This is a genomic window from Shewanella sp. NKUCC06_TVS, from assembly GCF_019345515.1.
Lineage (GTDB): Bacteria > Pseudomonadota > Gammaproteobacteria > Enterobacterales > Shewanellaceae > Shewanella > Shewanella oncorhynchi.
Genome location: NZ_JAHKQX010000005.1, coordinates 143,113 through 169,627 on the forward strand (window position 1 = coordinate 143,113; position 26,515 = coordinate 169,627).

A 26,515-nucleotide genomic window follows, 5' to 3' on the forward strand; every position below is an offset into this window, starting at 1 on the left:
GCTAAATTAACCTCTGTTCAAATGCATGACTCAAAACGTCAACACACCCTAGTTAAGGGGATTTTTACCCAATGCGATCCCCAGCGGTTCAAAGTAATTGATCAGTGCCTGAAAAATCACTTGTCTGTGGGCCTCATCGGGATAAGCCCCCTCCTTTGCCATCGCTGAAAAACGGGTTCCCGACACTAAATACGGATTCGAAATATCAGTATAGGATTCAATACAGGCTTCAAATGCTCGCGCCATCATCTCCGTTGGCCGAGAGAAGTACTGCATCCCATGTTTTTTATCTAATGCAATCGCTCGGCGAACATAATCATGGGGCTCATCACCCTGTCCACTCAACAATGTCACTTTGAAGATCTCAGATAATCGAGCATTTAATGGATGCTCTATGATGGGCAGATCGGATAGCCAAAGATCGCTCGCACACTGAAACCGCTTATTAGTAGGTTTGAATGATTTAGCGGCAATATAATGGTCAAACGCATGCCAAAACTCATGGGCTAAAGCACCTGCACCTGCATTTTTAGCCAATGCCAACTCTCGGGTCGCGGGAGCATAATGGGCCTGAACGCCCTTTTGACCGCCATGACCAAAGGCCAAGCTGACGGTTTCCCGCAGCCCTAAAGTCAAAGGTGGCAATTTTAAGATAAAGGCCAAATCGGCGAGCGAATCAAATACTAAATCCGCAGCAATGCGCGATTCATCCCGCGTCACCCAGCGGCCCACACGCACATGGCTAAAACCAAAGGTTTGTTTAATATCAAGAAAAGTGACTTGATCACCAAATCGATAATCGGGTCCATGGCGGTTATATTGCTGATTAATTAACACGGCTTACCTTGAACCCAATGGCAGTGAGAGACAAATTAAGCTGGCTATTTTAGGTGAAAATGCACTGGAACAAAACGCTGTATTGAGTGCAATATCAAGTTAAGAATAGGAGCCAAGCAGCGCTTACTCTTGGTTTGGTATCGCGATGCTTAGATTTCGTCAACCACAGGGTTCGTTAAGCTTTAGCCGTTAATATCACATCATCCCAAACCACGACACGATTTCGCCCCGTAGTTTTAGCGTGGTACAAGGCTTTATCGGCCTCGGCCACCAGCTTTTCAGCATCTGAACGGCACTGACTCCCTATTTCAATCGGTGAAGGTACAGACTGAAGCGCTAAAATACCGCAGTTTTCTTCGATGGCATGATGAGTGATCACAGGTGTTAACGCACTCACTCCTGCCGAAAATTGATAGTGAAAATCGGCGACTATCGCTGAAATATCTTCATTCGCAAGCGCTAACATCATACGCGTCACAATTTTCTGCGCGACATCGATCGATGTTTCTGGCAGTAATAGCGCAAATTCCTCACCGCCGAAGCGACCAAAGATATCGTATGGGCGCGTGCGAGCACTGATAAATTGGGTAAAATGCTGCAGTATCTTGTCACCCACTTGATGCCCATAGCGATCATTAACGAGTTTAAAATAATCGATATCCATCATGACAAGGCACAAAGGTAACTGTAGACGACTCAAGCGTTTGATTTCATGCTCTAACTGCTGGAAAAAATGCCGTCGATTGGCAATACCGGTTAATTCATCGGTGAGTGCGAGTCGATTCAACTCAGTCTGCGCATTCCTTAGGGCAAATTCGACCTGTTTTAACTGGGTAATATCGGTGCAAACAATGACCATATCGCCATTGTGATAAACCTGCTCAGAAAGTTGCAACCAGCTACCGTCGACCAGATCCACTTCAAAACGTCGAAAAGCTGATTTACGTTGATTCGCATGAATAAGTTCAAGCCATTCCTCTATGGTTTCATGATCAATTTTAGGCCCTTGCTTATGGGTAAAGGCAAAGTGCATCATGTCGTCAAAATGCCGGCCAGCCATGTCTTGATCAACAAAACCAAACATTTTCGCAAAGGTATGGTTATAAAAGATAAAATGATTGTGCTTGTCCAAAACAGCGAGGCCATTCTCGCTTAGCCGTAAGGCTTCGGTTAAAAAGGGGTAAACAGACTCAAGAGATTCTTTTTCCATCGATTATTCCTAGCAATGACGCTTTTAGAGAAGATCTCCGACATGTTTAGATTAGCAGCGTTCTACACTAATCACAGCGTCTTTGTCTTTACCCCCATATTACCGCAACGGGATTGGCTCTACCGCGATATAAATCCCACACATTCGGCAAATAAGCTTTAAAAATCAGATCCAATACTTTGATAATTTACGATTTTACGGCCAATTTACTGAGAAATATTTCAGCACTAAAAGGTTTCTGCATGAAATGTACCTCAGGGAATAATGCTAACTCAGGAATATCATCGCTATCATTAGCTGAAAGCAAAAAGAAGCGACAGTGATGCTCAAACTGGGTATCACTGGCAAGGTTTTGTAATGTTTGTTGCATCTGTTTGATAAGTTGCAAGCCATTCATATCTTGTAAACGGTAATCCACAATAACAATATGTGGCAATAAGTGAATCAACATCTTAAGTGCTTGCGCGGCGTTATCAACACTGAAGGTTTGAAAATGATAGTGCTCTAGCATGGCTTTGCAAATCTCAAGGTTAAACAGATTATCATCTATGATTAACACTTTTTGTTGATCATATTGAATCGTTAATCGTTCTTTCACCTCGGTAAGTTGGCAGGGAAAATGTAACAGCACTGTGGTGCCTTTGCCCTTTTGACTGCGCAACATAAACTTACCGCCAATTTGCTCAAGCAATCGATTACAAGTATAGAGTCCTAATCCCATGCCCGATGTTGTTGTATATGAGTTAGATGCGTGCATAAAGGGATCAACTAAAGCGCGCTGCGCTTCCTTTGACATTCCCTCGCCAAAATCGCGGATCAGTACCCTAAGCATAGGACTATGGTCTTTATGGTTACGTTTAAGGCGTAAGTCCATATAACAATGCACTTCGCTACCCGTACTGTATTTAAAGGCATTATTGATAATGTTAGTCATGAGTTGGAATAACTTAGTCCCATCGAGCTCGATAAACTTCGGCAGAGACTCATTCACGACAACCTGTAAACGTTTACCCGATGTCGCACTAAAAGCACGATAGTAATCCTCAATATTGCTCAGATATTCGTGCAAATTGACTAAATGCCGATTCAATTTTAACTGCCCAGCTTCAGCCTTACTGTAATTCAACGTATTTTCGGCAACCGAGTAAAGTAAGTTAGCTGACCAGGTCATTTTATCGATAATTTCGTCCAGTTTTTGTGGTTGTGAACGCGCTTTTTTTAACATGCGACTGTAGCCAAGAATGGCATTGATAGGAGTGCGGATCTCATGATTTATGCTGGAAAGTACTGCTAATCTAGATCGATTATCGAGCTTAATCTGCTCTACAATATGCTGATTTTTAGACTTAAAGTACAAAAGAAAAGACAGAGTAATACCAAGAGAAGCAATCAGTAAGATAATCACGATTAGCTCGACAACCTCTTTTTGTGGCACTTGATATTCTATGCGTAAATCTACACGGGTTTGGTATCCAGGAATATCCAAAGTTCGGCTATCTGAGTAGCTAAACATTGAAAATATGCCTGTGGAAAACTCATGGTTACAGGATGAACTTTGCAATAACGATTGTTCAAATTGATAGCTAATACATACACCCTGCTCCTGCTCAATCCGCGCTAATATCCGCTGATGAGAAATGGCATAGACTAAATAAAGCATATTAGGCCCATCGATATTAACAACCGCTAACGTGTAATCGGCAAGGCTAGCCTGAAGTTCCCCTTTACTATTCTTGACTAATTTAAGTGGCTTAAGTTCAGGCGCCATTGTCTGATCAGAGATATAGGCCAGTTCAAGTTCGGGGGTCAGTGTAAAAGCGACAGCAGATTTGATCTTCAGTAAGTCCTTAGCAAAAACCTCAAATTCCTGTGACGTTACCTCACTCGAAGCATAAAAAAACGATTTTAGCGCATCCAACATAATTTCATGTTGTAAGAACATATCCCGTGAAGAAGTAAAAACCGCTTCTGCTTTTTTATTGTAAATGGAGTCAAATTCATAACGTGAGTGGGACAAGGTTAACCACAGCACCAACAGAGTGACCCATAAGCCACTGAACATATTGATACAAGCGCTATATTTAAAGCTCATTAGCGTAATCCATTACGGCCTTTAGCAAGCTGCATAACTGATATTCAAACTGCTCTCGCTCGCAAACATCCATGACAGACAGCATATCTTTAAGCTGCAAGTAGCGCGCAATACCCGTAAATTGATGTTTCAGCCCTTCGATATTGTCAGAAGATTCATATTGTTCTAGCTCAAGTCGCATTCGCTGTAATTCAGCAATCAGTGTCAATCGCAGTCGTGATTGCTGTTCTTGGCTGTATTGCTCAAAGAATACAGATAAGGCCTTGAGTAACTCAGTATTAGCATTCATACATTAGGCACTCCTATTATATTGAGCAATCCAATCAATAAGATAACGACCTTCAATCGGGGGGCTGTACAAATAACCTTGGGCAACATCACACCCCAACTCAGAGAGAATTAACTCTATTGCACTTGTCTCAACGCCTTCTGCAACCACCTTTACGTGCATCTTCTGCGCAAGCGCGATGGTGGATTCTACGATGAGATAATGTTGGTGATTGATATCCATATCGGAGACAAAACTTTTATCAATTTTGATCTCTTTAAAGGGAATGGCATCAAGACGATCATAAGTAGAATAACTTTTACCGAAATCATCGAGGGAAATATCAATATTATTGATGATCAGCCGTGCAATTGAGTTAAGCACTCTATCTTGGTTAATGATTTCCTGTGATTCGGTGAGCTCTAAAATCAAATGGATTTGTTTATACTCACGACCACATTCGATGATGTACTCAATGAGTTCATCACAGGTCAGATCATCTGCGGTAATGTTAATCGACAGGGCAAACGCCATTAATAACGGTTGGCGCGACCAACATTGCAATGCTTGGGAAATAACCATCCGCGAAAACAAGCTATTTAGCCCCTGCTGATTCACCAGTGGCAAAAAAACGTCGGGATAAATATAGCCATTGGATTGATCGCAAAGCCGCGAAAGCACTTCAAAACCGATGATCTCCTTTGTTTTAAGGTTAATCTTAGGTTGATAACACAAAATTAATTGTTCATTTTTGAGCAATTGCCGCACATTGATATTCGCCGCCATGTCTTGCACGATAGACTCATCTTGATGGGCACGGTTTCTATCGTCGGAGGCGTCTAGCAATGGCGTTAAAATGTCATTCACATTGATAGGTTTAGCAAATACGCCAAGCAAGTTGAGCTTCAAACCCGTGATAATGCTATCCACCAGTTCTAAAGTCCGTTTATCCGAGGAGCTTATCACCGCAATCGGAATGGCAGTAAATCGGGGCTCGGAAGCCAACATATTAATCACCGCAATACCGTCACCTTGATCCATTTTTAAATCTAAAATGACTAAATCAAGTTTTGCTTCTACAGCTAAAATCAGTTCAATTCCTTGATTACCATTACTGGCTTCATAGATCTCCACATTGTCCTCTGCTAAGTACTTATGGATATCAGCTTTCATGGTTTCTCTAATAAAGCGTTGATCATCTATGATGAGAATATTCATATATTGGTCTCTAACTGCATAAAGAAAATGGGATCGATCGTCTGGGATTTGGATGTAGGGATGACAGAAAGCTTGAGTAAATTACGATTCGCCATGACTTCTGTGCGACTGGAGAAAAACGAATAGTTTTTGACTGGTTTGAAGCCGCCTTCTATCGTTCTTACTTTAAATATGGGCAACTTAAATTGCGTCAATTTTCGTTTTAGTGACTCATCACAGATATTAAAACTCAAAAACTTAAGTGAGCGACTCGTGGCCAATTCATTGAGATAAACAGACATCATATAATTTTCAATATAAGGCGTTACGCCAAAGGAGGAGAACACCATTAAGGTATCTGGCAAAGCTTGACTGTTATGGTTAATGACCTCAAATAAGTCCACCTCATCATTCATAAATTCAAGGGCAATTTTGCCTTGAGTGCGGCAGAATAGACTGTGTCCAATGATTTGATCCCCAAAGCTAAAAGCCACCACCAATGAGAGTCCACGGAAAAAAGGTTGAGACAACTTACGGCTCACAAAGGATAAACGCGGGTTACTTTCATAAACCAAACTGAGTTGCAGCAGGGTCATAAAGTTTTGATGGTGGCTTTCGATAAACTCGACACGATAAGGAGTATTACGGTAGTACGGATGATCACTGCGTTCTATGGTCGATTCAAAAAGGTTAATTAACGCTAAACCTTCGTTGATGAATTTCTTATCCTCCCGATAAATATCAAACAGTTCAGAGCCAAATATTTCAACGATTTCAGACTGTTTAGCTAGGGATGGAATGTTAACTCCCCGCTCCCAACGGCTAATAGTGATGGAATCTAGCATATCGAACAGGCAGCTTTTTTGCCTGAGTAGACTACATAAATCTTCTTGAGATAAATTATTCTCACTGCGGGTGTGTTTTAAGAAATTGGAGAATGTCTGTGCACTTGTTTTGCTTTGATAGGAGATAGGTGTACAAATCATATCGCGTTCCATCTGAATTTTTTATTTTATCTAGCAGCTCCATATACGTCTTATGGTCGATGTCATCTACTGGCTCTGGATGTCTAAATGTAAAAGTAATCCAAATGCGTTGAAGTTTCTCGATGAAATAAAGTCCAGTGATTTTTTCGTCACTCATCACTCAGTTCCTCCATCTCAGCCTTTTATTCACCACGTTTTTTGCAATAGGAAAACGAGTATAAATGCCATTGTTTATCTGAGACCATGGCACAGTCAAAAAAGCGATGGAAAAAAGTGTCTAGTTATTCGTTCGGTTAAATCATTGCATCATAGATAAAACCGCAATCAACAGAACCCCCTATAAAACCGCATAAAATATAAGATTCACCAGCAATGGCCACAAAACGCTAAATTGAATATTTATGCGCCAAACATTCAAAATGCGGGATAAAACCTCGTGATTTTTCTCACTGAACCACGTTTTTCATGCATGGTTATTCACGTTTGGAATAGGAAAACCGCGACAGTATCAGCTTAGAGATATAAGTAGGATAGTTTTTAATGGCTTATGGCTTATGGCTTATGGCTTAAGCAAGCCAGCTGCGAAAATAAATGGGTAATTGGCCAGTCCAGCGTTTAAAGGAACGCCTATCATCACTGGCGTCGCTGAAGGATAAAGAAGTGGAATACATCTTGCGCAGGTGTAGCCAAGTAATACAGTGCTCTGATTAAACGGGTCTCATCAGCAAATATCAGCGAGTTGGGCAAACTTAAGTTATCCCGCATTAGACACAAAAGAATACCAGCCGCTAAGCCTAACCGCAGTTCGAATATAGTAGTGATTGACATATCCCTTGGCGCTGAATGACGGCAGCGCCGTTTGGCAACAGAGAATGCTGGTGGAGCAAGACGGCTAAAACTACTTACCCAATGATAATCCAACATTTAAATGGTTACCTTGGAGCTGTATCGTCAAACAACTTGACGTTAACTCTGGGCATTTAGCAGACTAAGATGAACAAAAGGCACAAAGTATAAAGCACAGGTGTTAGAGAAGGCGCTGGTAGTGGTCCTAAAAATGAGCAACCGGCACATCTGATTGCAAATTGATGAATTAACTGGTTATGCACTAGATATGCAAATCTAAAACTATAATCCCCGATATTTTTCTCACCTCAATGCAATAAAGTGAATAGTTAATCATAAAAAAGAGGTTAGCTGTATTCAACAGCTAACCTCTTCTCTTTAAATCAGGCGATAAATCAGATGTTCTATCATACAACTAGAGCCATGACTTCAAAACGACTCTTACAAAAGCTAACTCATACCAGAGCTAATTTTTTACGGGTACGAAAATAGCAAGTTGAGGCTAGTCACTGTAAATCACGAATGTAAAACTAACGCCTGTGAAAAACCATGCCCACTCAATTCGGCAGACATGGGATTAGCCGCGTTTAGTGCCCCACGGATCGTTATCATCCGTCGATGGGCTTGGTCCTGAACGTTCAGCCATTCTTGAATCGTTTCTTGGCTCGTTTCTGGGTTCGCTGCGGCGCTGTGAGTTGCTATTCGATGAACCATATCCAGAGCCGGTGCCACGTCCACCCGTAGGTTTTTTGCTTGAGCTTTTACCTGAGCCATTACCAAAGCTCTTACCTGAACCATAACCAGAGTTAGGACGTTTATTACCCGCTTCGTACTCGGCGCTGGCTTGTGCCTGCATTTTAGCGATAGATTCTATGGTGAGTTCCATCGGTTTACGCGGCGCGATACCTGAGGAAAAACCTCGTTCGCGTGGCTTAAGATCAAACTGCTCACCGACGGCTTTAGGCATACGCTTGAATCGATACAGGTAAAAGTTTTCCACTTTCTCCCGCGCCCACTCAGTCTTCTTGAGGAAAATAATACAGGCTTCAATGGTCGGGTTGGTGTTAAAGCAACCTAGCTTTAATGCTGCGTATAAAATTTTCCAGCCATAAAAATCGACTAACTCAGTGATCATTGTCTCGAGTTTGAGGCCGTGTAATGGGTTGTTCTGTTGCTCTTCAATCATGGGAATTCCAAGTTCAGCCCTATTGGCTGATTTTACAGTATTAGTTTACGGTTTTGAGTTGTTAAACGAGTGACTCAATTCGCTACTAAAATTCGCGATTAGAGAAATCACTCAAGTTATGAAGTCATGAGCCACTGACGTTGCTACGGCAATAGCATAGGGCGTTAAGCCTTATTGCTCGTGATGCTTAGATCTTAAATCTTAAGGACCTAAAGCCTCCAAACTGAGCCATTAAATATTAGCCGTAAAATCTGCTGCTCGACAAAACTGCGGGAATAATAACGGTAAATAAGCTAAACGCCTTCTTTTATTTGCGCTAGCGAGGTTTGGCATCGGCTTTAGGGCAAAGAAAATACACCGCAGCTGACAGTTTTAATCTGCATATCCACGATATCACGCTAACAGGTATGAACTCAGCATCAAGCTCAAACCCGTTTCAAAATTTTACCTATGATCCGCTGATGCCTTGGGTCAACCTCAAAATAAACGCAACTGAAACGGCTCGATTTATAGCTGCGCATCACATCCTTGCTCGCATCTTTAGCCCTTAGTCTGTATACTCCGCGACCTTATTATCCCAACTTTAATGTTTTGGCTTAGAGTGGGTGAAGCGCATGTTTCATTTTGAGGCTTGTTTGTCACAATCCCCGTTAGCAAATACCTAGGAAAGCTCCTTTGATCTCTACCGCGAACATCACGATGCAGTTTGGCCCTGAGCCATTGTTTGAAAACATTTCAGCGAAATTTGGCAACGGTCACCGCTATGGTTTGATCGGCGCGAATGGCTGTGGCAAATCGACCTTTATGAAGATCCTCAGCGGAGCGTTAGCGCCAACCTCTGGCAATGTGTCCATCACGCCCGGCTTAAAAGTCGGTACCCTAAGCCAAGATCAGTTCGCGTTTGAACAATACAGTGTGATCGATGCGGTGATCATGGGGGATGTTGCCCTGTGGAAAGTCAAACAGGAACGCGATGCAATCTACGCCAATCCGAATATGACCGAAGAAGATGGCATGCGCGTTGGCGATCTTGAAAGTGAATTTGCCGAAATGGATGGCTACAGCGCCGAAAGCCGCGCCGGTGAGATTCTGCTCGAAGCGGGTATTGAAGAATCTTTCCATTACGGCCTAATGCAACAAGTAGCACCGGGTTGGAAACTGCGGGTATTGTTGGCACAAGCACTATTTGCCAACCCAGATATTTTGCTGCTCGACGAACCAACCAACAACTTGGACATACATACCATTAGCTGGTTAGAAGCCGAGTTGAACAAACGCAAATGCACCATGATCATTATTTCCCATGATAGGCATTTCTTGAATGCCGTATGTACCCACATGGCCGATATCGATTACGGCGAACTGCGCATTTACCCTGGTAACTACGAATACTTCCTCGCCCAATCATCTTTGATCCGTGAACAATTATTATCGGGCAACGCCAAAAAGAGTGCTGAAATCGAAGAACTGCAAGACTTCGTCAACCGCTTCGGTGCCAACGCATCTAAGGCAAAACAAGCCAGCTCGCGCGCGAAAAAAATGGACAAGATCAAGCTTGATGAAGTGAAATCATCAAGCCGTATTCACCCTTCTATTCGTTTCGATGCCGGCAAGAAAATGCATCGCCAAGCACTGATCCTCGAAGATTTGGCCCACGGGTTTGATGGTGAGCTGCTATTCGAAGGCGGCGACTTAATCCTCGAAGCCGGTGCAAAATTAGCGATTATCGGCGAAAACGGCGTGGGTAAAACCACTTTCCTACGTTGCTTAGTCAATGATTTAGAACATAATAAAGGCGTGATCAAGTGGTCAGAAAACGCATCAATCGGCTACTGTCCACAAGACAGCAGTGACGAATTTGATAATGACTATACGTTAATGGATTGGATGTCACAGTGGCGCCAACCTAAGCACAACGATCTTATGGTACGCGCCATGTTAGGCCGTCTGCTGTTCACCGAAGATGACGCGAACAAGAAAGCTCGTAACTGTTCAGGCGGAGAGAAAAACCGCTTGTTATTCGGTAAGTTAATGATGCAAGACATCAATGTGCTGATCATGGACGAACCGACTAACCACATGGACATGGAAGCCATCGAAGCACTCAATAATGCGTTGAAAGACTTTGAAGGCACTTTGATATTCGTCAGTCATGACCGTGAGTTTGTATCGTCACTCGCAACACGTATCATTGATATTAAAGATAAAAAAGTGATTAACTTCCAAGGCACTTTCGATGAGTACCTTTCAAGCCAAGCAGAAATGGAAGCGAGAAAAAGCGCGTAATGTTGTGCTTTGATAAACCTTAATCGGCTATGTCAGCTTGATTAAAAGAGTCGTCATTGGAGAACCTACTGACGACTTTTTATCGATATCTAAAGAGCGATATGATTGGTAAAACATGAAGTATTGCTGCTTTGGGCCTTGGATACACAGCTGTCTATTCGTTATCTAGAGTGCTATAATTCATGCACTTAATTGAGGTTGATCCTATGAAAACTAAATCAAAAAACACACAAGTGACTCAAAATCGACTCTATCGCGCTGTGGCCAGTTCAACCGCTATTGAGACGGGTAAAACTACGGCTGAAGTTGAAGCAAAATTGAAGGCCAAAAAAAGCCGTTTCAGTCATTTGACCTTAGCCTAAACTTCATTCGTTTTTAGCGCTGAGCACATCGTTTACCAAACGAGCCATATGTTGATAATCCCCACCCAACCCTGCTTGAATTGACTTAAAATAAAAATCTCTATTTTGTTCCCAAATCCCATAATCAAGTGGGAGATAACCCGCCTTTACTGCCATCACATCGAGTATCAAACGTGACAAACGTCCATTTCCCTCTCTAAATGGGTGAATTAGGATAAATTCCACATGACTTTCAGCCAAGTAACTCACAACTTCGTCTCTAGAAAACGAATTTAAACCATTGAACTTGCTTAAATATTCCTTTTCAAACTGAGTGAGAGACTTAAGTATTTGAGCCGCTGCCGTAAATTCGAAACCACCTTTTCCCATATTGACTGTACGCCGCTCACCAGCCCAGTAATAAACATTACCGAGCCATTTTCGATGCCACTCAAAGAGCATACCAACCGATAGATGCTCGCTTTCAATAACACCAGATTGAAACACGTACTCATAAAGCTTTAGTAACAACTGAGTCTCTACCTCTGCCATATCCTCTTCATCGGTTATCGCGAGTTTGTTACGAAGTATATGGCCGCCGGAACCGGGTTCGAATTCATCCTCGGTAGTGCCAATATGATATTTCGACATGATAATAGACCCGCTAACTGTAATAACTAATAGAAAAGCAAATATCCGAGTCACAGACAACTTAACACAACTACTCGATGAGATTGACCACACAAGTCTTTGAAATAGGTATGTAGAAACTATGGGCTATAAATTAGCTTATTAATTTTTTTAACCAATATCTCACGATTTTTAGCCAGTTTAAAAATTGTCGGCAAATGTCGAATGACTATCGGCTCAGACTCGAATACCGCATCGCGATCTTTGGCCTGAATATAATCACGGATCTGAAGCATCATCTGTTTATTAAATGCCCAAAGTGAATGACCTTTAAACTCAAGGGAATAAAATGCGTCATTGGGCCATTCAAGTCGATGTTTCTGTTTTGCCATACACTGATAACAACAAATAAGACCAAGATCTGTACCATCTGTAAAAGCACTGTTTGCCCTATGTTCCCAAGTCGAAGTACCTTGGTATTTTTCTGGCAATTTTTCCCGCCAAGAAGCATCCAATAGCGGAGGGAAAAACAGTACTCCAGGCCATTTATGGGCAAATCTTTGATTAAACAGCTTGATCTCAAACTGCCTACCCTCAAATAAATGCACATCTTTTTTCTCTAAACGAAAAACATGGGCAAAGGTAAAAGTGGCGCAGCCAGCACAATGGGGGCAAGTAACTTCAACTCCGTTTGGCAGGCTAAAAAACTCATAAAATCCTGTCATAGATACGACATTCCAAATGATTTAGAGACTAATTTGGAGCTCATCAATTTTCCAACCACCTTCATTTATCATGCTAATTCTTTGTTTTTCATTCGCCTCCGATGCATTACCACAGAGATCTTTTTGTGCATATTCAAGAACGGCCGTATCCCCTTCTATCACCTGCGACACTAAGGTGAGTGCTTTGCACTTGGCAGCGGCTTTTGAAAATGAAAGATAAGATGCGATCACTTCATCGCGGGACTGCTTCATCTGCTGCATATACTGTGGGAACTTAGACTCAACATCCGCTTGCTTACGTTGGGTATAGTAAGCCTTGTCCTCTTGATAACTCATCCCCTGCTGTACCTTAGCATTGTACTCGTCATAGACTTCGCTCGGCGATTTAGGCGTTGTACAACCTATCAGCACAAGCACAGATATGGGCAGTAAGAAAATCGATTTCATCATCGAACCTCCAAAACTAGACATGTATTATCAATAAAAGTGAAATTGAAAAAATCCATTTTAGTAACTCTGTCATACCTTTCCTTTAAAAATAGATAATTAAGATTTTTAAACTGAATCAACGCCACGTTTTCCGATCATGATCCAGTTGTTTGATACCATCAGGATAACGTGTAAATAGTTCATCGATTACTTTAGCTTGGCAGCGTTGCTCATTCAATTGCAGCACAGTTGCTTACCTTGGCGAGTGCTAAAAATAAGTGCCATAAAACTGTGAGCATGCTCTAAATTGCTGTATTTGACAGGTCATTGTCTAATGCATTAAAAGGCACAAAGGTCTTTTTATCGAGCCAGAGAGGCGAGCGATTTTGTCCTGCAAGCTGATAAGCCCAAGTCGTAATGGCTTCAGAGCGATCACTCTCACAGACGAAATATCGACTGAGTTCAGAGTGTAACGTTTGGCCATGCTGGATAATATTTTGCTCATACCAGTTATCTTTATGGTGCTGAGCGGCAAGATGATCGCGTTTTTGATTATTACAACTGCTATGAGCGAGGACAAAATTATGGCCTAAATCATTAGGATATCGTGCCCAAGGGATAACATGATCCACTTCGCCTGTTTCTTTTAATGATTTTTGGCAATAGAAGCATTGGCCTTTTTGGATATCAAGCAGTACAGGTCTAGCATAGGTGATCGTCTGTCTGTCGCTACCAAACAGAAACTCACTTAAATTGCCTTTACTGCCTATAATGACCTGATTTGCTGGAAACTCGGCGATTTTTTGTACCCATTGAGTACGAGCCAATGACACAAGTAAATCGTGAAATCGCCTGAATCAAAATGCGATACCCGGATTCAACTCGATGTGATTTTTCGTTTTATCATGGGGATAAAGAAAACATTCTTCATTACGTGACAAGTTTTGTAAGCGCCATAAGGGGCCATCTTTAAACGTACCGCGCGTTTTACGCAATAAAGCTGGATAACTAAGATGCGCTTTTAACTGGGATAGACTGTTAACACCTTGATGGCGTAGTTCAATCAAACGGTTGATCAAGGCTGATTGCTTTCCACTATTTTGGATCAGGACAAAATACCCATCATTGGCACCAAAAGGCAAAGAGTGTTGCCAGTAAAGTTCAATAAACTTCTCTACCAAATCATCAATACTAATCGCGGTTTTCAGCGCAGGATCGGCATTGAGTATTAATGGCCGTTCGATACAGATATCGGCGATCGCATGCAGTAAGGCAAATTTGTAAGTTGCAACGAAATCCCCTTCAACTAATAGACGTTGTAAATAGCTAATAAATTCAACTTGTCTTCTCGCATCAATCGGCATTCAGTCGCTCCTGAATAATAACGCTTGCTTCAGGTGCATTTACGTTTGGCATCAGTTTGGGTGTGAAAACTAGCGTCTGCCAATGCACTTGTGAGCGACCGAGTTTATCGGTTTCATCTTGGCTCAAATCTAAAAGTTGTAGCTGACAATCTGCAGCCAGTGTGAGCAGCTCATCGACACTGACTGGGTGCATAACGCGCGCATCGGGGCTTGGGCCATGGCGCAAACTGATGATTAAAAGTCCAGTCGAATTGAGTAAGCGCGAAAGTGTTGCTAGTGCAAGTGGGCGCTCTGAGGGAGATAAATGCATCCACACAGCGCTGAGTAAAATCAGATCAAACTGTTGCGCTAGGCCAACCACTTTTTGCAACTGAGGTAAACCATCCTCAATCCAACGCACGGGTAGCTCCCGAGTTAACACCTGCCCCATTTTCGCTAAAACAACCGCAGGTTCGACTGCAATAATTTGTGTTTCTTTGCCCTGTGTTTTTTCGGCTAAATAATGCACATCCCGGCCAGAACCTGCTCCCACATCCAATATCGACAATGTATTTTTAGTAAGTAGAGGCAAAAGATGATGCAACCAACTCGAATGCACTTCTTCAAAGGTTTTAGACAAATACTGTGCCGCGAGTATTTCGGCGTGGTCATTATAAAACACTGTGCTCACTGACAACGATCCTTTTGCAACAAGTGATTGTTTTTACAGACGCTAACTTATCACAGTCGTATTTGATAAAAAATACATGTCATCATCATTATCATGCTGTTTTGCATAAAATATTTAGCATTATACTGTTCGCGATCACTGTGCTGATTTCGGCTATTCGCCCCAATATTCTTATCAATGCCTATGCAATCTCAGCATTTTCACGTCGTTTTTTTCGCAGTGGTTTACACTCTATGAGTGAGTGTAAATATAAGTGCAATTGATTGAATCTGTTACATGCTTCTCCAGAGCAGTTTCCATTTCAGTGTTGGAGTGAACGGGTTTTAACGTCTTGGCGTAGCGTCTACATAGAGATTAAGACCTAGGGCTCAATTATTTAGGATATCTATTGCCTATGAGTTTTGAAGATTCGTTAGAGCAACTTAAACGACAGTTTTTACATGCACTGCCGGATAAAAAGAAACAAATCATTACCTTGTGGATTTCATTGCGTAAAAATTGGGACGCACACATGCTGTCTGCCGTGTACCGAGAGGTGCATAACTTAAAAGGGTCGAGCGAGACCTTTGGGTTGTCAGATACCAAACACATAGTCGATAAACTGGAGTTGCTGCTTAAAGGACTGCTCAATGCGCCAGCCCCCGAACTGCCTACTATCAAAGGCTTAGATACCCTCTTCCACCAGTTGTTACAAAACAATATGCGCGGCCAACCGTCGCCGCCAGTAGTGGAGGCGCAAATGCAGCAAAGCCCCTATAAACCGTCAAAGGCGCGGCATGAGCACCATATTGCCATCATAGAAGACGATGGTAATGTCGGCGCGATGATCACAAAGCAGCTGCGAGAGTTCGGTTTTAGTGTGCAGCATTTTTTGAATTTCACGAGCTTTCTGGTAGTGCAAAATAAAACGCCCTTTGATCTGATTTTATTAGATTTAATTCTACCCGATTGGACTGAAGAGGACTTGTTCGAAGCCGCCACTGAGTTTGAGAAGAATAATACCCGAGTTTTTGTTTTATCCTCGCGGGGAGATTTTGACATGCGGCTATTGGCCATTCGTGCCAATGTCAGCGAATATTTTGTCAAACCCGCTGAGACCACTTTATTGGTGCGCAAAATCCATCAATCCCTCAAAATGTCAGAGAAACAGCCCTTGAAGGTGTTACTGGTGGATGATCAACAATCTATGGTGGATTACTTTTCAAGCCTGTTACGCAGCCATGGTTTGATGGTAAAAGGGTTATCGAGTGCCGAGCAAGTCTTGCCTGCCCTTGAGCAATTTGAGCCTGATTTGTTTATCTTCGATTTGTACATGCCCGAAGTGAACGGGCTTGAGCTGGCAAAGATGATCCGTCAATTGGACAAATACACCTCGAGCCCAATTCTCGTGTTGAGCTCTGATGATACGATGCAGAATAAAGTCAGCATCATACAAGCGGGATCAGATGACTTAATTTCAAAGCAAACCGCGCCGAGTTTATTCGTCGCGCAGGTGATTTCCCGTGCTCAACGGGGTCATGACATTCGAAGTTCGGCTAGTCGCGACAGCTTAACTGGGCTGCTAAATCATACCCAAATTCTGGTGGCTGCGAGACGCTGTTTTAACGTAGCGAAACGGATTAACTCTCAAGTTTGTATTGCCATGTTCGATTTAGATCACTTCAAAAAGGTCAACGATACTTATGGTCATTCCGGTGGTGATAAGGTGTTGTTGGCATTTGCCCATCTGCTACAACAATCCTTACGTCAAACTGACTTTACCGGCCGCTACGGTGGTGAAGAATTTATGTTAGTGCTGCCAGATATGCAAAAACCACTGGCGATTGCCAAGTTGAATGCGATCCGTGAAAGCTTTAGCCATATCGTATTTGTTGAAGATGGCGTCGAATTTAAGGTGACGCTCAGCGGCGGTTTAGCCTTTTCGGATCAATGTGAGGAATTTCAAGATTGCCTGTTACTGGCAGATAAAAACCTTTACGAAGCTAAGCGTTTAGGCAGAAATCAACTCGTGGTTTCTACGACTGACTAACCCTAAACAGAATGCGCCACTGCAGCGCACAAATCAGTTCGGCGTAATGCTCTTCCTGCGAGACTCACGCTCTATTCGTCACTTTTGAATCCCACTCCGCGTGGGCGGTCACAGTGAGCTTAAATGGTTAATGAGCTTGCTCGGCATCTGCGATAACTCCACCACATAATCTACTGCACGGCACTTTATTGCTTCTCGTGGCATGCCAAATACCACACAACTTTGTTCATCTTGGGCAAATGTAGTGACTCCTTTTTGGTGTAGCGCCACCATGCCTTCGGCGCCATCTTTGCCCATACCGGTTAAAATCATCGCGCTGATATTGGGCGCGGCACATTGGGCCAAGGCCGTAAACATCACATCGACCGAAGGTCTGTGGCCACTGACCTTTTCATCTTGGGTTAATTTGACTTTATAACTGCCACCCACTTTGATGATCTCAAGGTGATGATCCCCTGGTGCAACATAGGCATAACTGGGTAAGAGTCGTTCCCCATGCTCGGCTTCTTTGACAGTGATCCGTGACTGTCGGTTTAAACGTTCAGCAAAAGTGCGGGTAAACCCCGCGGGCATATGTTGGGTGATCACTATCGGCGGCATAGCCGCGGGTAAATGTTGTAATACATAAAGAATGGCTTCAGTACCGCCAGTAGATGCGCCTATCGCGACTAAATGCTGTGTCAGGGTTGTATTGGCCAATACTGGCCGCTTACTTGAAACTGGGCGTACTGGCTCAACAAATTTCTGCGGCTTGATGATTTTGGCTTTCGCGGCAGATTTGATCTTATCTAAAATCAAATCCTGATAATCATGGATACCTTGGGGCGAGTCTAATTTCGGTTTAGGGATAAAATCCACCGCACCTAAGGCCAAGGCATTAAAGGTCGCATCCGCGCCCTGCTCGGTTAGCGATGAAATCATCACTACTGCAGTGGGTCTGGCTTTCATCAAGCGGTCTAAAAACGTTAAACCATCTACTTTGGGCATTTCAATGTCTAAGGTAATCACATCGGGGCGAAATTGATTCACCAGATCCTTGGCCTCGTAGGCATCGGCAGCGAGCCCAACCAGAGACAGTTCAGAGTCAGCCTCAATCATTTTACCGAGCAAGCTGCGCATCAGCGCAGAATCGTCAACAACTAACACTTTGATCGTCATAACTTAATCACCAAATAGTTCAACGTCGCCGCCCGAAGGTAAATTACGAACCCGTAAACGGTACTCACTTTCCCTGTCAAGAATTGTACTGTTATGCATGGATTTAATTTTGCGGACTTTCACTTTTCCCGAATGGGGGAAAAAATACACTTTGCGCGGATATACATCGAGTAAATCGGCAGCAACGATAGGGATATTTTCAAGATTGAGATATTCAATCACAAACTCAGCATTACGCTCACCAATGTTATGCACAGTAAAGCTGCGTAACATATTGCCGCCCCCAAACACCTTAGCTTCGAGTGAATTGCGCTGTGCGCCAAGCTTGAGCAAGTCGTTGATTAACAACTCCATGGCATACACGCCGTAACGGGCAGAATCGGCGAGCACCCCAGTACAATTGCTATTGTCACTTGGCAATAAAAAGTGATTCATTCCGCCAATTTTGAGCTTAGGATCATACAAGCACACTGAGACGCAGGAACCTAATACTGTCACTATCATGGTATCTTCACGGGTCGCAAAATACTCGCCGGGTAATATTTTTACCGCATCGCAACCAAAATGATGATCGTGATAGCGATTCGGCTCTGCAATAGCATATTCGATATTAGGTTTTAGCACTCATGAGCCCCTTCACTGGCCGATAGGTTGTTTGACCAACGGCAGTGATGATTTGCGGGAACATATTAAAATTTTCCGAATGTCCCGCAATATAAAGCCCATCCTCGCTAAGGGAGTTCATCATGTGTTTTAATATGACTTCCTGCGTTTCTTTATCGAAATAAATCATTACATTACGGCAAAAAATCACATCGATTGGCGTTTTTAGCGGCCAAAATGAATCGAGTAAATTGATGCGGGTAAACTTGAGCATCTGCTTTAATTCGGGCACCACGCGCACATTGCCCAACTGTGAACCGCGTCCGCGGTGAAAAAACCGTTTCTTACGGATATCGCTGACTGTATCGATCCTGTCTAAGGGATAAATGCCCATTTCAGCCTTTTTAAGCACGCCGCTGTCGATATCGGAAGCAATGATCTCGATAGGCGTTTTAAAACTGTTGAAATGTTCAGCGACGACAATCGCAATCGAGTAAGGTTCTTCCCCTGTGCTACTGGCAGCACACCAGATCCTGCGGGTATCAGGGTTATCGATTAAATACTGTTTTAACACCTCAAAGTGATGCGGTTCCCTGAAAAATGCCGTTTGATTCGTGGTTAACGCATTGATAAATTCTTGGTGTTCGTTTTCATGGCTTAGCAGATACTCAAAATAAGCCGAAAATCCGGCTAATTTCAATGTTCTGATCCGCCGCACTAAACGGCTATACACCATAGCATCCTTGCTATCGGCGAGTTTGATCCCCGCTAAGCGGTACAGCGTCGTCCTCGCGGTATTAAAGTGCACCGAGGTATAGGCAAACTCTCGTTCCAATGGTTTGTTTTCACTCAATTAAAATTCTTCCCATTCATCTTGATCTTGCTTCATGGGCTTCATCGCATTGGTTTTAGGTTTCTCTGTCACCCTTGATTTTGCCATAGGTTGAAGCTGCTGTTTGATGGGTTTCATCGCCTTCGCTTTGGGTGCCGCTAATCTCGCGTTGCTGCGTCTTGGGGCTTCATCTTCGTCGTCCACGCGAAAACTGGCGACACTGTCTGAGAGTTGCTGCGCTTGGGATTGCATGCTTTCCGCTGCGGCGGCCGCTTCTTCAACCAATGCCGCATTTTGTTGCGTCATTTCATCCATTTGCACTACGGCTTTGCTGATCTCATCGATACCGATGGCCTGCTCATTAGAGGCTGAGGCAATTTCCGCCATGATGTCGTTCACCCGTTTAATGGCGATGACGATTTCCTTCATGGTATCGCCGGACTTACCGACAAGGCTGTTGCCACTCTCGATTTTAGACACGGAATCCGAGATCAATGCCTTGATATCTTTAGCGGCATTGGCCGAACGTTGGGCTAAGCTACGCACTTCTGACGCGACCACAGCAAAACCGCGGCCTTGTTCGCCCGCCCGCGCCGCTTCAACCGCAGCATTGAGCGCTAAGATATTGGTCTGGAAAGCAATGCCATCGATAACACCAATAATGTCGGCAATCTTACGCGCCGATTCATTAATCGATGCCATGGTCTGTACAACTTGCTGAATAAGCTCACCACCGTCCACTGCGACTTCAGCCGCTTTAGAGGCTAAGGCATTGGCTTGACTGGCGTTATCCGCATTGAGTTTCACTGTACCTGTGAGTTCCTCCATGCTGGCGGAAGTTTCTTCTAGGCTCGAAGCTTGCTCTTCGGTGCGGCTGGATAAATCAGCGTTACCTTGAGCTATTTCTGCCGAAGCGGTATTGATGGTATCCGCGGCTCGTTGAATATCTTGGATCATGAAGGATAACTTTTCAGCAGTTTGATTTGAGTAATTTTTCAAATCATCAAAGGTGCCTTCATAGTCGTTATAAATGCGAGTGGTCAAATCGCCATCCGCTAGCGCCATCAGCACCCGAGCCACATCTTGCAATCCACGTTCCGAGGTTTCAATTAACGAGTTTAAATTGTTCGCCAGCATTAAAAAGAAACCTTGCTTGCCATCTGTTTCCGCCCTTTGGGAGAAATCACCCGCCGCTGCGGCTGTGACTATGCGGGAAATTTCCTGCTCGGTTTGGACTTCAATGGTGCGGTCGAGCCATTCAACCACAGTCCCTAAGCGCTCACCTTCTTTAGACACTATGGGGCTGGCGGTTAAGCGAAAATGGCAACTCGCGACCTTAATAAGCGATTCATATTTACGGTCTAATTTATCGAGTAAACTTGCTTGGTGAGCAGGATTGCGGTGGAAGATATCCATCGAGCTGCCGAGGATTTTATCTACGGAAAAATGCGGTAAGGCTTGTCTGATCTCACTTTCAGAATGGCGCAACATAGTTTCGACCGAGCGATTCATATAAATGATCGTACGGTTAGCATCGGCTATCATGACGTTGGTACTGGTATTATTGAGCGCTTCGAGGATGCGCTGAGTTGCTCGCTCGGCTTCGATACTTTCGGTGCGGTCTATCCACTCAACACCTGTGCCTAAATGCTTATTTTCAGCCGTGATAATCGGCGTCAAAATCAACCTAAAAGTACGTTTGCCTATGGTGATTTGCGCGGTATGGGATTGAGTTAGACGTTCTAATAAATTGCGCTGATGTGCAGGATTTTTATGGAAAATGTCGATATTACTGCCGATCAGTTTGGCAACCGAGAACTGAGGTAACTCTTTACGAATATCGTCCTCTGCCTCTTGCAGCAAACGGACAACGGCTTTATTCGCATAAATAATATTGCGCTGACTGTCAGCGATCATAAAGCTGTTGCCACTGTTATCAAGTAGCTGAAAATAGCGCTGACGCTCTTCATCCCTTTGCTCACGCGCCTCATCATTGCCAAAAAAATTGAAAATACTCATTATTGTTACTCCTGATCAGTCAGACTATTTGCATCAATTAGACCCAGCTCATCACTGCTGATCAGAGCCTGAATATTTACTAAAATGATCATCTTATCCTCGACCGTGGCTAAGCCTTTGAGGTAGCGGCTATCGAACGCCACCCCAAATTCTGGGGCGGGTAAGATTTCCTCCGCCGACAGCTTAATTACATCGGAGACGGCATCGACCACTATGCCGACTATACGTTCAAACACGTTGAGCATAATAACGATAGTGAACTCGTTATAAGTGGCGGTTCCAACAGCAAATTTCATCCGCAAATCCACTATGGGCACTATGTCACCGCGCAAATTAATCACGCCTTTTATAAAACTGGGGGCGTTGGCGATTTTAGTGACCGACTCATAACCGCGAATTTCTTTGACGGACATAATGTCAAGGGCGTAGTGCTCTTCGCCTAACATAAAGCTTAAAAACTCCACCTCATCATGGGCGTTGTATTCCACTTTGGCGGTCATAGTTGATCGACTCTCCATGGCTATTTCCTTAATTTTTAATGTGCAGAGCGAGCGATTCGACATCGAGGATCAACGCGACGCTACCATCGCCCATGATGGTGGCGCCGGAAACTCCGGGGATCCTGCGATAATGTTTTTCAAGACTTTTAATCACCACTTGCTGCTGGCCAACTAAGGCATCAACGCACAGGCCAAAGCGCTTGTGGTTGCTTTCGAGCAATACGACTATGCCCTCTTCTGGGCAGCGGGCATTGGGCTCAATTTCCATCAGCTGATAAAGATTGAGCAGAGGTAAGTACTCTTCACGTACTTTTAAGAGTCTTTCTTTGGCGAGAAATTTAAGTTGTTCCGTTTGCGGCTGAATAGATTCTATGATGTGCACTAAGGGCAAAATGTAGATCTGATTTCCCACAGAAACCGTCATACCATCGACAATGGCGAGCGTGAGTGGCAACTGGATTTCAAAGGTTGAGCCTTGGCCCTCAGTGGACTCAATATCAATGCGTCCGCCTAAGGCTTCAATATTACGGCGCACCACATCCATACCAACACCACGGCCAGACACATCTGTGACTTCCTCCGCAGTTGAAAATCCTGCGGCAAAAATCAATTGCCAGACTTGCTTGTCGCTACTGTTATCAGCCACTTGCAAACCATTTTCCCGCGCCTTTTGAATAATGCGTTCACGATTTAAGCCTGCGCCGTTATCGTGCACAGCGATAACGATATTGCCGCCTCTTTGACTGGCTTTAAGGGATAACACACCTACTTCGGATTTACCCGCTGCGAGCCGTTTTTCAGGTTTTTCGATACCGTGATCTAAACTATTGCGCACTAAGTGAGTCAGCGGATCGACGAGCTTTTCAATCATGCCCTTGTCTATTTCTGTGTTGCCACCTTCAATCACGAGATTGACGTTTTTACCCAGTTGCTCAGAAAGATCCCTCACCAAACGGTTAAAACGGTTAAACACAAAAGATACCGGCAGCATACGCACCGACATCACTGCCTCTTGCATCTCACGGGTATTACGTTCCAATTCATTGAGTGCGGTCTTGAGTCGCTCGCCTAAATCGCCCGTCATTTCATTGCCGATAAGCGTTAGCATGGACTGAGTGATCACCAGCTCGCCCGCGAGATTAACCAGGGTATCTATTTTGGAGGTTTCGACCCTTAAGGTGGCATCCTGAGCCGACACGGCTGGTTTTTTTGTCGCTGTTTTCACCTCTGTGGTATTGGGCTTTGGGGCAACGGATGAGTTTGATGTTGCGTTTGAACTCAGTATTGCAGGCGAGCTTGCTTTCACAGAAGGACTCGTGGGCACGGTTGAATCAGGTGCGGCGGGCTCAGTCGCTTTGGCTTTAAATAAGATGTTTTTGGATTGGCTACTTCCAGTTTCCTTGGCTTGATGTGCTCGAGTGGTCGCTGGCTTATAAACCTTCTGCACTAGCGGTTTCGAACTTAATAACTCGATTTCATTGGCGAAGGATTCTGGCGTTAATGCTTCAAAGAAACCAAAGCCTAACTCATCATCGTCAATTGTCACATCACACAGATCAGCATTACACTCTTTATTATTTGCCACACTGTCAGCGCTGATGTCTTCCGCTTGATAAGCCTCATCAAAAAATCCAAAGTCTTCACCTTCGATGGCAATATCACGTGCTATTTCATCTTCAAAAAATCCAAAACCCAGATCTTCTGCCTCCACTGGTTCGGTGGGTGTTGCATTTATGATGGGAGTGCTAGCGGCGTCTGTACCATTACGTATCGCAACTGATGAACTAAAAGGCTCACCATTTAACGCCGCAACCAACTGACTTTTACTGTATTCGACCTCCTGCCAATCAATCTGCTCTTCTTCGCGGTACAAGCTCAAGATATGGGATAACGTGTCCACAGTACTCAGCAGTAAATCGATAATAGATGACGTTAATTGGAAGTTACCCTTACGCGTTTTATCCAGCAGGTTTTCCATCACATGGGTGACACTGGTTAATGCGGTAAAACCAAAAATACCACTGCCGCCTTTTATAGAATGTGCAGCACGGAAAATGGTGTTCAGTTCTTCAGGATCGGGAGAAGCAAGGTCCAATGCCAATAGCAATTGTTCCATATTTTCAAGATGTTCATGACTTTCTTCAAAAAAGACCTGATGGAACTCGGCCATATTGATGGACATAGCGCACCCCGTTGCAGTTAACCCAGCACTTTAGCCGTAATAGCCAACAACTTTTGAGGATCAAAGGGTTTTACCATCCATCCCGTCGCACCCGCGGCTTTCCCTTGGGCTTTCATGTCATCGCCCGCTTCCGTGGTGAGCATAATGATCGGCGTACGCATAAATGCCGACATAGCACGTAAGGATTTAATTAAGGTCAGCCCATCCATTCGAGGCATGTTTTGGTCTGTCAGAATGAAGTCAAATCTCTGCCCATTACAGATATCGAGTGCTTCTCGACCATCTTTGGCCAGTACCACTTGATAATTAGCCGATTTAAGGGTCGCTTCGACCATTTGTCGAATCGCTGCGGAATCATCAACAATTAATATTCTTTTACTCATGCGCTATTCCATTATGACTTTAGTTATATTCCCTGGCGGTACTAATTCGTAGGTCTTAGATAATGTTTTCACCAGTAAGAGACCGCGCCCAGACAACTGAGGAATGTCCGCCATCAAATTTTCATCACCCTCAAAGCCTTTGCCACTGTCAGCCACGCTAATATGTAATTCATCCTGCGATGAACGCCAGATGATGCTCACTTTTACCCAATCATTTTCCGTGAGCCTATCTGCAAAACTGTCCCTAATACTATGGTACAGTTCGAAGCCTTCTGGATCATTTTTTAGTCGAGAATCTAATTTTAGTACACCATGATCAATGGCGTTGCTAAATAACTCGGCGACAACAGTAAAAACCCGTTGACAGAAATTAGTCGCAAATCCCAATATGCTGAGAAACTGATTCAATGAACTTAAATAATCAGCGCTGAGTAGCATAGGCCCTGTAATACTGACATCCCAGCAGAACTCACCATCCATAATGGCTTTAATACGACTAACATCACGATCTTGATGCCAAGTGTTTAATCGTTCAAAATCTAAGGTACAAATAGTGATGTCATCGGCAATATTTTCAGCAGAACAGTACTCATGCATATTGCTCTCTAAATATTTAACTAGACCACCTGACAAATGAATAAATAGATCTTTTAATTTATCAATGCCAAATGGATTGCCGTCATGGGTATATTGCTCAATTAAACCATCACTAAAAAGGCAAGCATGCCCATGGGATGGTAAATCAACCGTAACAATATCTGCTATAAAAGTATGCGGAGGTAAAATACCAAGGGCCATATTTGTCGATTTAAATTTATCGATGGATTGATTACTGACTGAACGAGAAAGGTCAGTTTCTTTAATATTGTGGTTTGTTAAACAGTCAATTCCCCCCGTTTGAATATACACGGGTGGCATACCACCATTCCAAATGTGTAATTTATTACGATTAAAATCGGCTTCTAAAATAATACATGCAACAAATCTGTCTTCAGGGTTTTCTCGGTGGAGCTTAGCATTCAGTTCATAAATAAACGTAACTAAAGAAAATCCCTTTGAAACCATGGCCCTAAATGTACTGGCAACACGCATGATGGGCATGGCTGCACTCAGGCCATGACCCGTTGAATCGGCAAGAATTAAGAAGAAATTGCCATTAGGCGCTATGCCATTGAGGATAATATCACCGCTAAAATTGGCACTGGCTTGGCAATAAGTATGTACAAAATCAAAGTCAGTATTATCAATATTGACCAAGTGCTCAAATAAATGCCGGGCCATGTGTTCTTCTCGGGCCTTTTCATAAAGCATTTTTTCAAGTTCAATTCTTTGATGCTCTACTTTATGCTGAAGTTGCACCCGGGTAAGTAAACATTCAACCTTGTACCAAAATATTTCAACATTTATCGGTTTAACAACAAAATCCAAAACCCCCATTCTAAAACAGGCTAACACGGATTGATTTTCTTTTGTCTCGCTCATGACGATAACAGGTGTTTCTTTTTTATCCTTATTCAACTTTTCCAGTAACGCCAGTGCGGTACCATCCTTTAACCAATAGTTAATCAGAATTAAATCAACCGTATTTTGCGTTATTTCAAATAAACCTTCTTCTAGATCACTACAGACAATGACGTTGTAACCTTTGCTATGAATAAAGTCACTGATCCTTTGACTCACAATAGCGTCATCATCGATAACTAAAATAAAATTTTCCGGCTGAGTAAGCGATACCATAATGA

Annotated in this window: 24 protein-coding genes; 3 read left to right on the forward strand and 21 right to left on the reverse strand. The window is 43.4% G+C overall.

The window, feature by feature from the left end; all coding sequences use genetic code 11:
* Positions 1–48: 48 nt before the first annotated feature.
* The 7 genes from KO531_RS07585 to KO531_RS07615 all read right to left on the reverse strand — a co-directional run bounded on the left by KO531_RS07585 (position 49) and on the right by KO531_RS07615 (position 8,622).
* Complete coding sequence (locus tag KO531_RS07585) at positions 49–837, reverse strand: CLCA_X family protein (protein WP_219250801.1); 789 nt, start codon at positions 835–837, stop codon at positions 49–51.
* 175 nt (positions 838–1,012) lie between these two features.
* On the reverse strand, positions 1,013–2,047 hold the full coding sequence (locus tag KO531_RS07590) for a sensor domain-containing diguanylate cyclase (protein WP_219250802.1): 1,035 nt from the start codon (positions 2,045–2,047) through the stop codon (positions 1,013–1,015).
* A gap of 187 nt (positions 2,048–2,234) precedes the next feature.
* Positions 2,235–4,139 (reverse strand): ATP-binding protein, encoded by a 1,905-nt coding sequence (locus tag KO531_RS07595; protein WP_219250803.1) that lies wholly within the window; start codon positions 4,137–4,139, stop codon positions 2,235–2,237.
* Entirely contained in the window at positions 4,129–4,428 is a 300-nt protein-coding gene (locus tag KO531_RS07600) for a hypothetical protein (RefSeq protein WP_219250804.1), read from the reverse strand. Before KO531_RS07600 ends, KO531_RS07595 begins: the two co-directional genes overlap by 11 nt.
* Before the next feature lie 3 nt (positions 4,429–4,431).
* Positions 4,432–5,625, reverse strand: coding sequence for an EAL domain-containing response regulator (locus tag KO531_RS07605; protein WP_173496905.1), 1,194 nt, complete (start codon positions 5,623–5,625; stop codon positions 4,432–4,434).
* The gene (locus KO531_RS07610; protein WP_105253121.1) at positions 5,622–6,590 is read right to left on the reverse strand and encodes a helix-turn-helix domain-containing protein; all 969 of its coding nucleotides are present in this window, start codon (positions 6,588–6,590) and stop codon (positions 5,622–5,624) included. The genes KO531_RS07605 and KO531_RS07610 overlap by 4 nt, the downstream gene beginning before the upstream one ends.
* 1,423 nt (positions 6,591–8,013) lie before the next feature.
* Entirely contained in the window at positions 8,014–8,622 is a 609-nt protein-coding gene (locus tag KO531_RS07615; protein WP_028759915.1) for a VF530 family DNA-binding protein, read from the reverse strand.
* Positions 8,623–9,297: 675 nt separating this feature from the next.
* Between KO531_RS07615 and KO531_RS07620 the strand changes: the two genes are divergently transcribed.
* Both KO531_RS07620 and KO531_RS07625 read left to right on the forward strand, forming a co-directional pair.
* Positions 9,298–10,908: an ABC-F family ATPase gene (locus KO531_RS07620; RefSeq protein WP_131524739.1), complete on the forward strand. Its 1,611-nt coding sequence runs from the start codon at positions 9,298–9,300 to the stop codon at positions 10,906–10,908.
* A 206-nt stretch (positions 10,909–11,114) separates the two neighbouring features.
* Positions 11,115–11,270, forward strand: coding sequence for a hypothetical protein (locus KO531_RS07625; protein WP_173913200.1), 156 nt, complete (start codon positions 11,115–11,117; stop codon positions 11,268–11,270).
* A gap of 3 nt (positions 11,271–11,273) precedes the next feature.
* On the opposite strand, the gene KO531_RS07630 is transcribed toward KO531_RS07625, so the two are convergent.
* From KO531_RS07630 to KO531_RS07650, 6 genes are all read right to left on the reverse strand, one after another.
* On the reverse strand, positions 11,274–11,900 hold the full coding sequence (locus KO531_RS07630; protein ID WP_219250805.1) for a Fic family protein: 627 nt from the start codon (positions 11,898–11,900) through the stop codon (positions 11,274–11,276).
* Between the two features lie 119 nt (positions 11,901–12,019).
* Positions 12,020–12,604: a hypothetical protein gene (locus KO531_RS07635; protein WP_219250806.1), complete on the reverse strand. Its 585-nt coding sequence runs from the start codon at positions 12,602–12,604 to the stop codon at positions 12,020–12,022.
* Positions 12,605–12,625: 21 nt separating this feature from the next.
* Complete coding sequence (locus tag KO531_RS07640) at positions 12,626–13,054, reverse strand: hypothetical protein (protein ID WP_219250807.1); 429 nt, start codon at positions 13,052–13,054, stop codon at positions 12,626–12,628.
* 281 nt (positions 13,055–13,335) lie between these two features.
* Complete coding sequence (locus tag KO531_RS22380; protein WP_346345241.1) at positions 13,336–13,866, reverse strand: HNH endonuclease signature motif containing protein; 531 nt, start codon at positions 13,864–13,866, stop codon at positions 13,336–13,338.
* Between the two features lie 24 nt (positions 13,867–13,890).
* Entirely contained in the window at positions 13,891–14,397 is a 507-nt protein-coding gene (locus KO531_RS22385; protein WP_251068878.1) for a hypothetical protein, read from the reverse strand.
* The gene (locus tag KO531_RS07650; RefSeq protein WP_219250808.1) at positions 14,387–15,067 is read right to left on the reverse strand and encodes a class I SAM-dependent methyltransferase; all 681 of its coding nucleotides are present in this window, start codon (positions 15,065–15,067) and stop codon (positions 14,387–14,389) included. The genes KO531_RS22385 and KO531_RS07650 overlap by 11 nt, the downstream gene beginning before the upstream one ends.
* Positions 15,068–15,461: 394 nt before the next feature.
* Here KO531_RS07650 and KO531_RS07655 point away from each other — a divergent pair, with 394 nt between their 5' ends.
* Complete coding sequence (locus KO531_RS07655; protein WP_219250809.1) at positions 15,462–17,096, forward strand: diguanylate cyclase; 1,635 nt, start codon at positions 15,462–15,464, stop codon at positions 17,094–17,096.
* Between the two features lie 108 nt (positions 17,097–17,204).
* Here KO531_RS07655 and KO531_RS07660 read toward each other — a convergent pair whose 3' ends face one another.
* Genes KO531_RS07660 through KO531_RS07695 form a run of 8 tightly spaced genes read right to left on the reverse strand, consistent with a single transcriptional unit; the run spans position 17,205 to position 26,510 of the window.
* Complete coding sequence (locus KO531_RS07660; protein ID WP_105252528.1) at positions 17,205–18,254, reverse strand: chemotaxis response regulator protein-glutamate methylesterase; 1,050 nt, start codon at positions 18,252–18,254, stop codon at positions 17,205–17,207.
* A gap of 3 nt (positions 18,255–18,257) precedes the next feature.
* Positions 18,258–18,878, reverse strand: a complete 621-nt coding sequence (gene cheD / locus KO531_RS07665) for a chemoreceptor glutamine deamidase CheD (RefSeq protein WP_105252529.1) — start codon at positions 18,876–18,878, stop codon at positions 18,258–18,260.
* Positions 18,865–19,710, reverse strand: coding sequence for a CheR family methyltransferase (locus KO531_RS07670; protein ID WP_028759906.1), 846 nt, complete (start codon positions 19,708–19,710; stop codon positions 18,865–18,867). Before KO531_RS07670 ends, cheD begins: the two co-directional genes overlap by 14 nt.
* Positions 19,711–21,708: a methyl-accepting chemotaxis protein gene (locus KO531_RS07675; RefSeq protein WP_219250810.1), complete on the reverse strand. Its 1,998-nt coding sequence runs from the start codon at positions 21,706–21,708 to the stop codon at positions 19,711–19,713.
* 5 nt (positions 21,709–21,713) lie between these two features.
* Complete coding sequence (locus KO531_RS07680; RefSeq protein ID WP_049821692.1) at positions 21,714–22,226, reverse strand: chemotaxis protein CheW; 513 nt, start codon at positions 22,224–22,226, stop codon at positions 21,714–21,716.
* Between the two features lie 10 nt (positions 22,227–22,236).
* Positions 22,237–24,390 carry a chemotaxis protein CheA gene (locus KO531_RS07685; protein WP_219250811.1) on the reverse strand — a complete coding sequence of 718 codons (2,154 nt, stop codon included), beginning with the start codon at positions 24,388–24,390 and terminating at the stop codon, positions 22,237–22,239.
* Positions 24,391–24,407: 17 nt separating this feature from the next.
* The gene (locus KO531_RS07690; RefSeq protein ID WP_028759902.1) at positions 24,408–24,773 is read right to left on the reverse strand and encodes a response regulator; all 366 of its coding nucleotides are present in this window, start codon (positions 24,771–24,773) and stop codon (positions 24,408–24,410) included.
* Between the two features lie 3 nt (positions 24,774–24,776).
* A complete protein-coding gene (locus tag KO531_RS07695) occupies positions 24,777–26,510 on the reverse strand; it encodes a SpoIIE family protein phosphatase (protein WP_219250812.1) in 1,734 nt (577 codons plus the stop codon).
* Positions 26,511–26,515 lie beyond the last annotated feature (5 nt).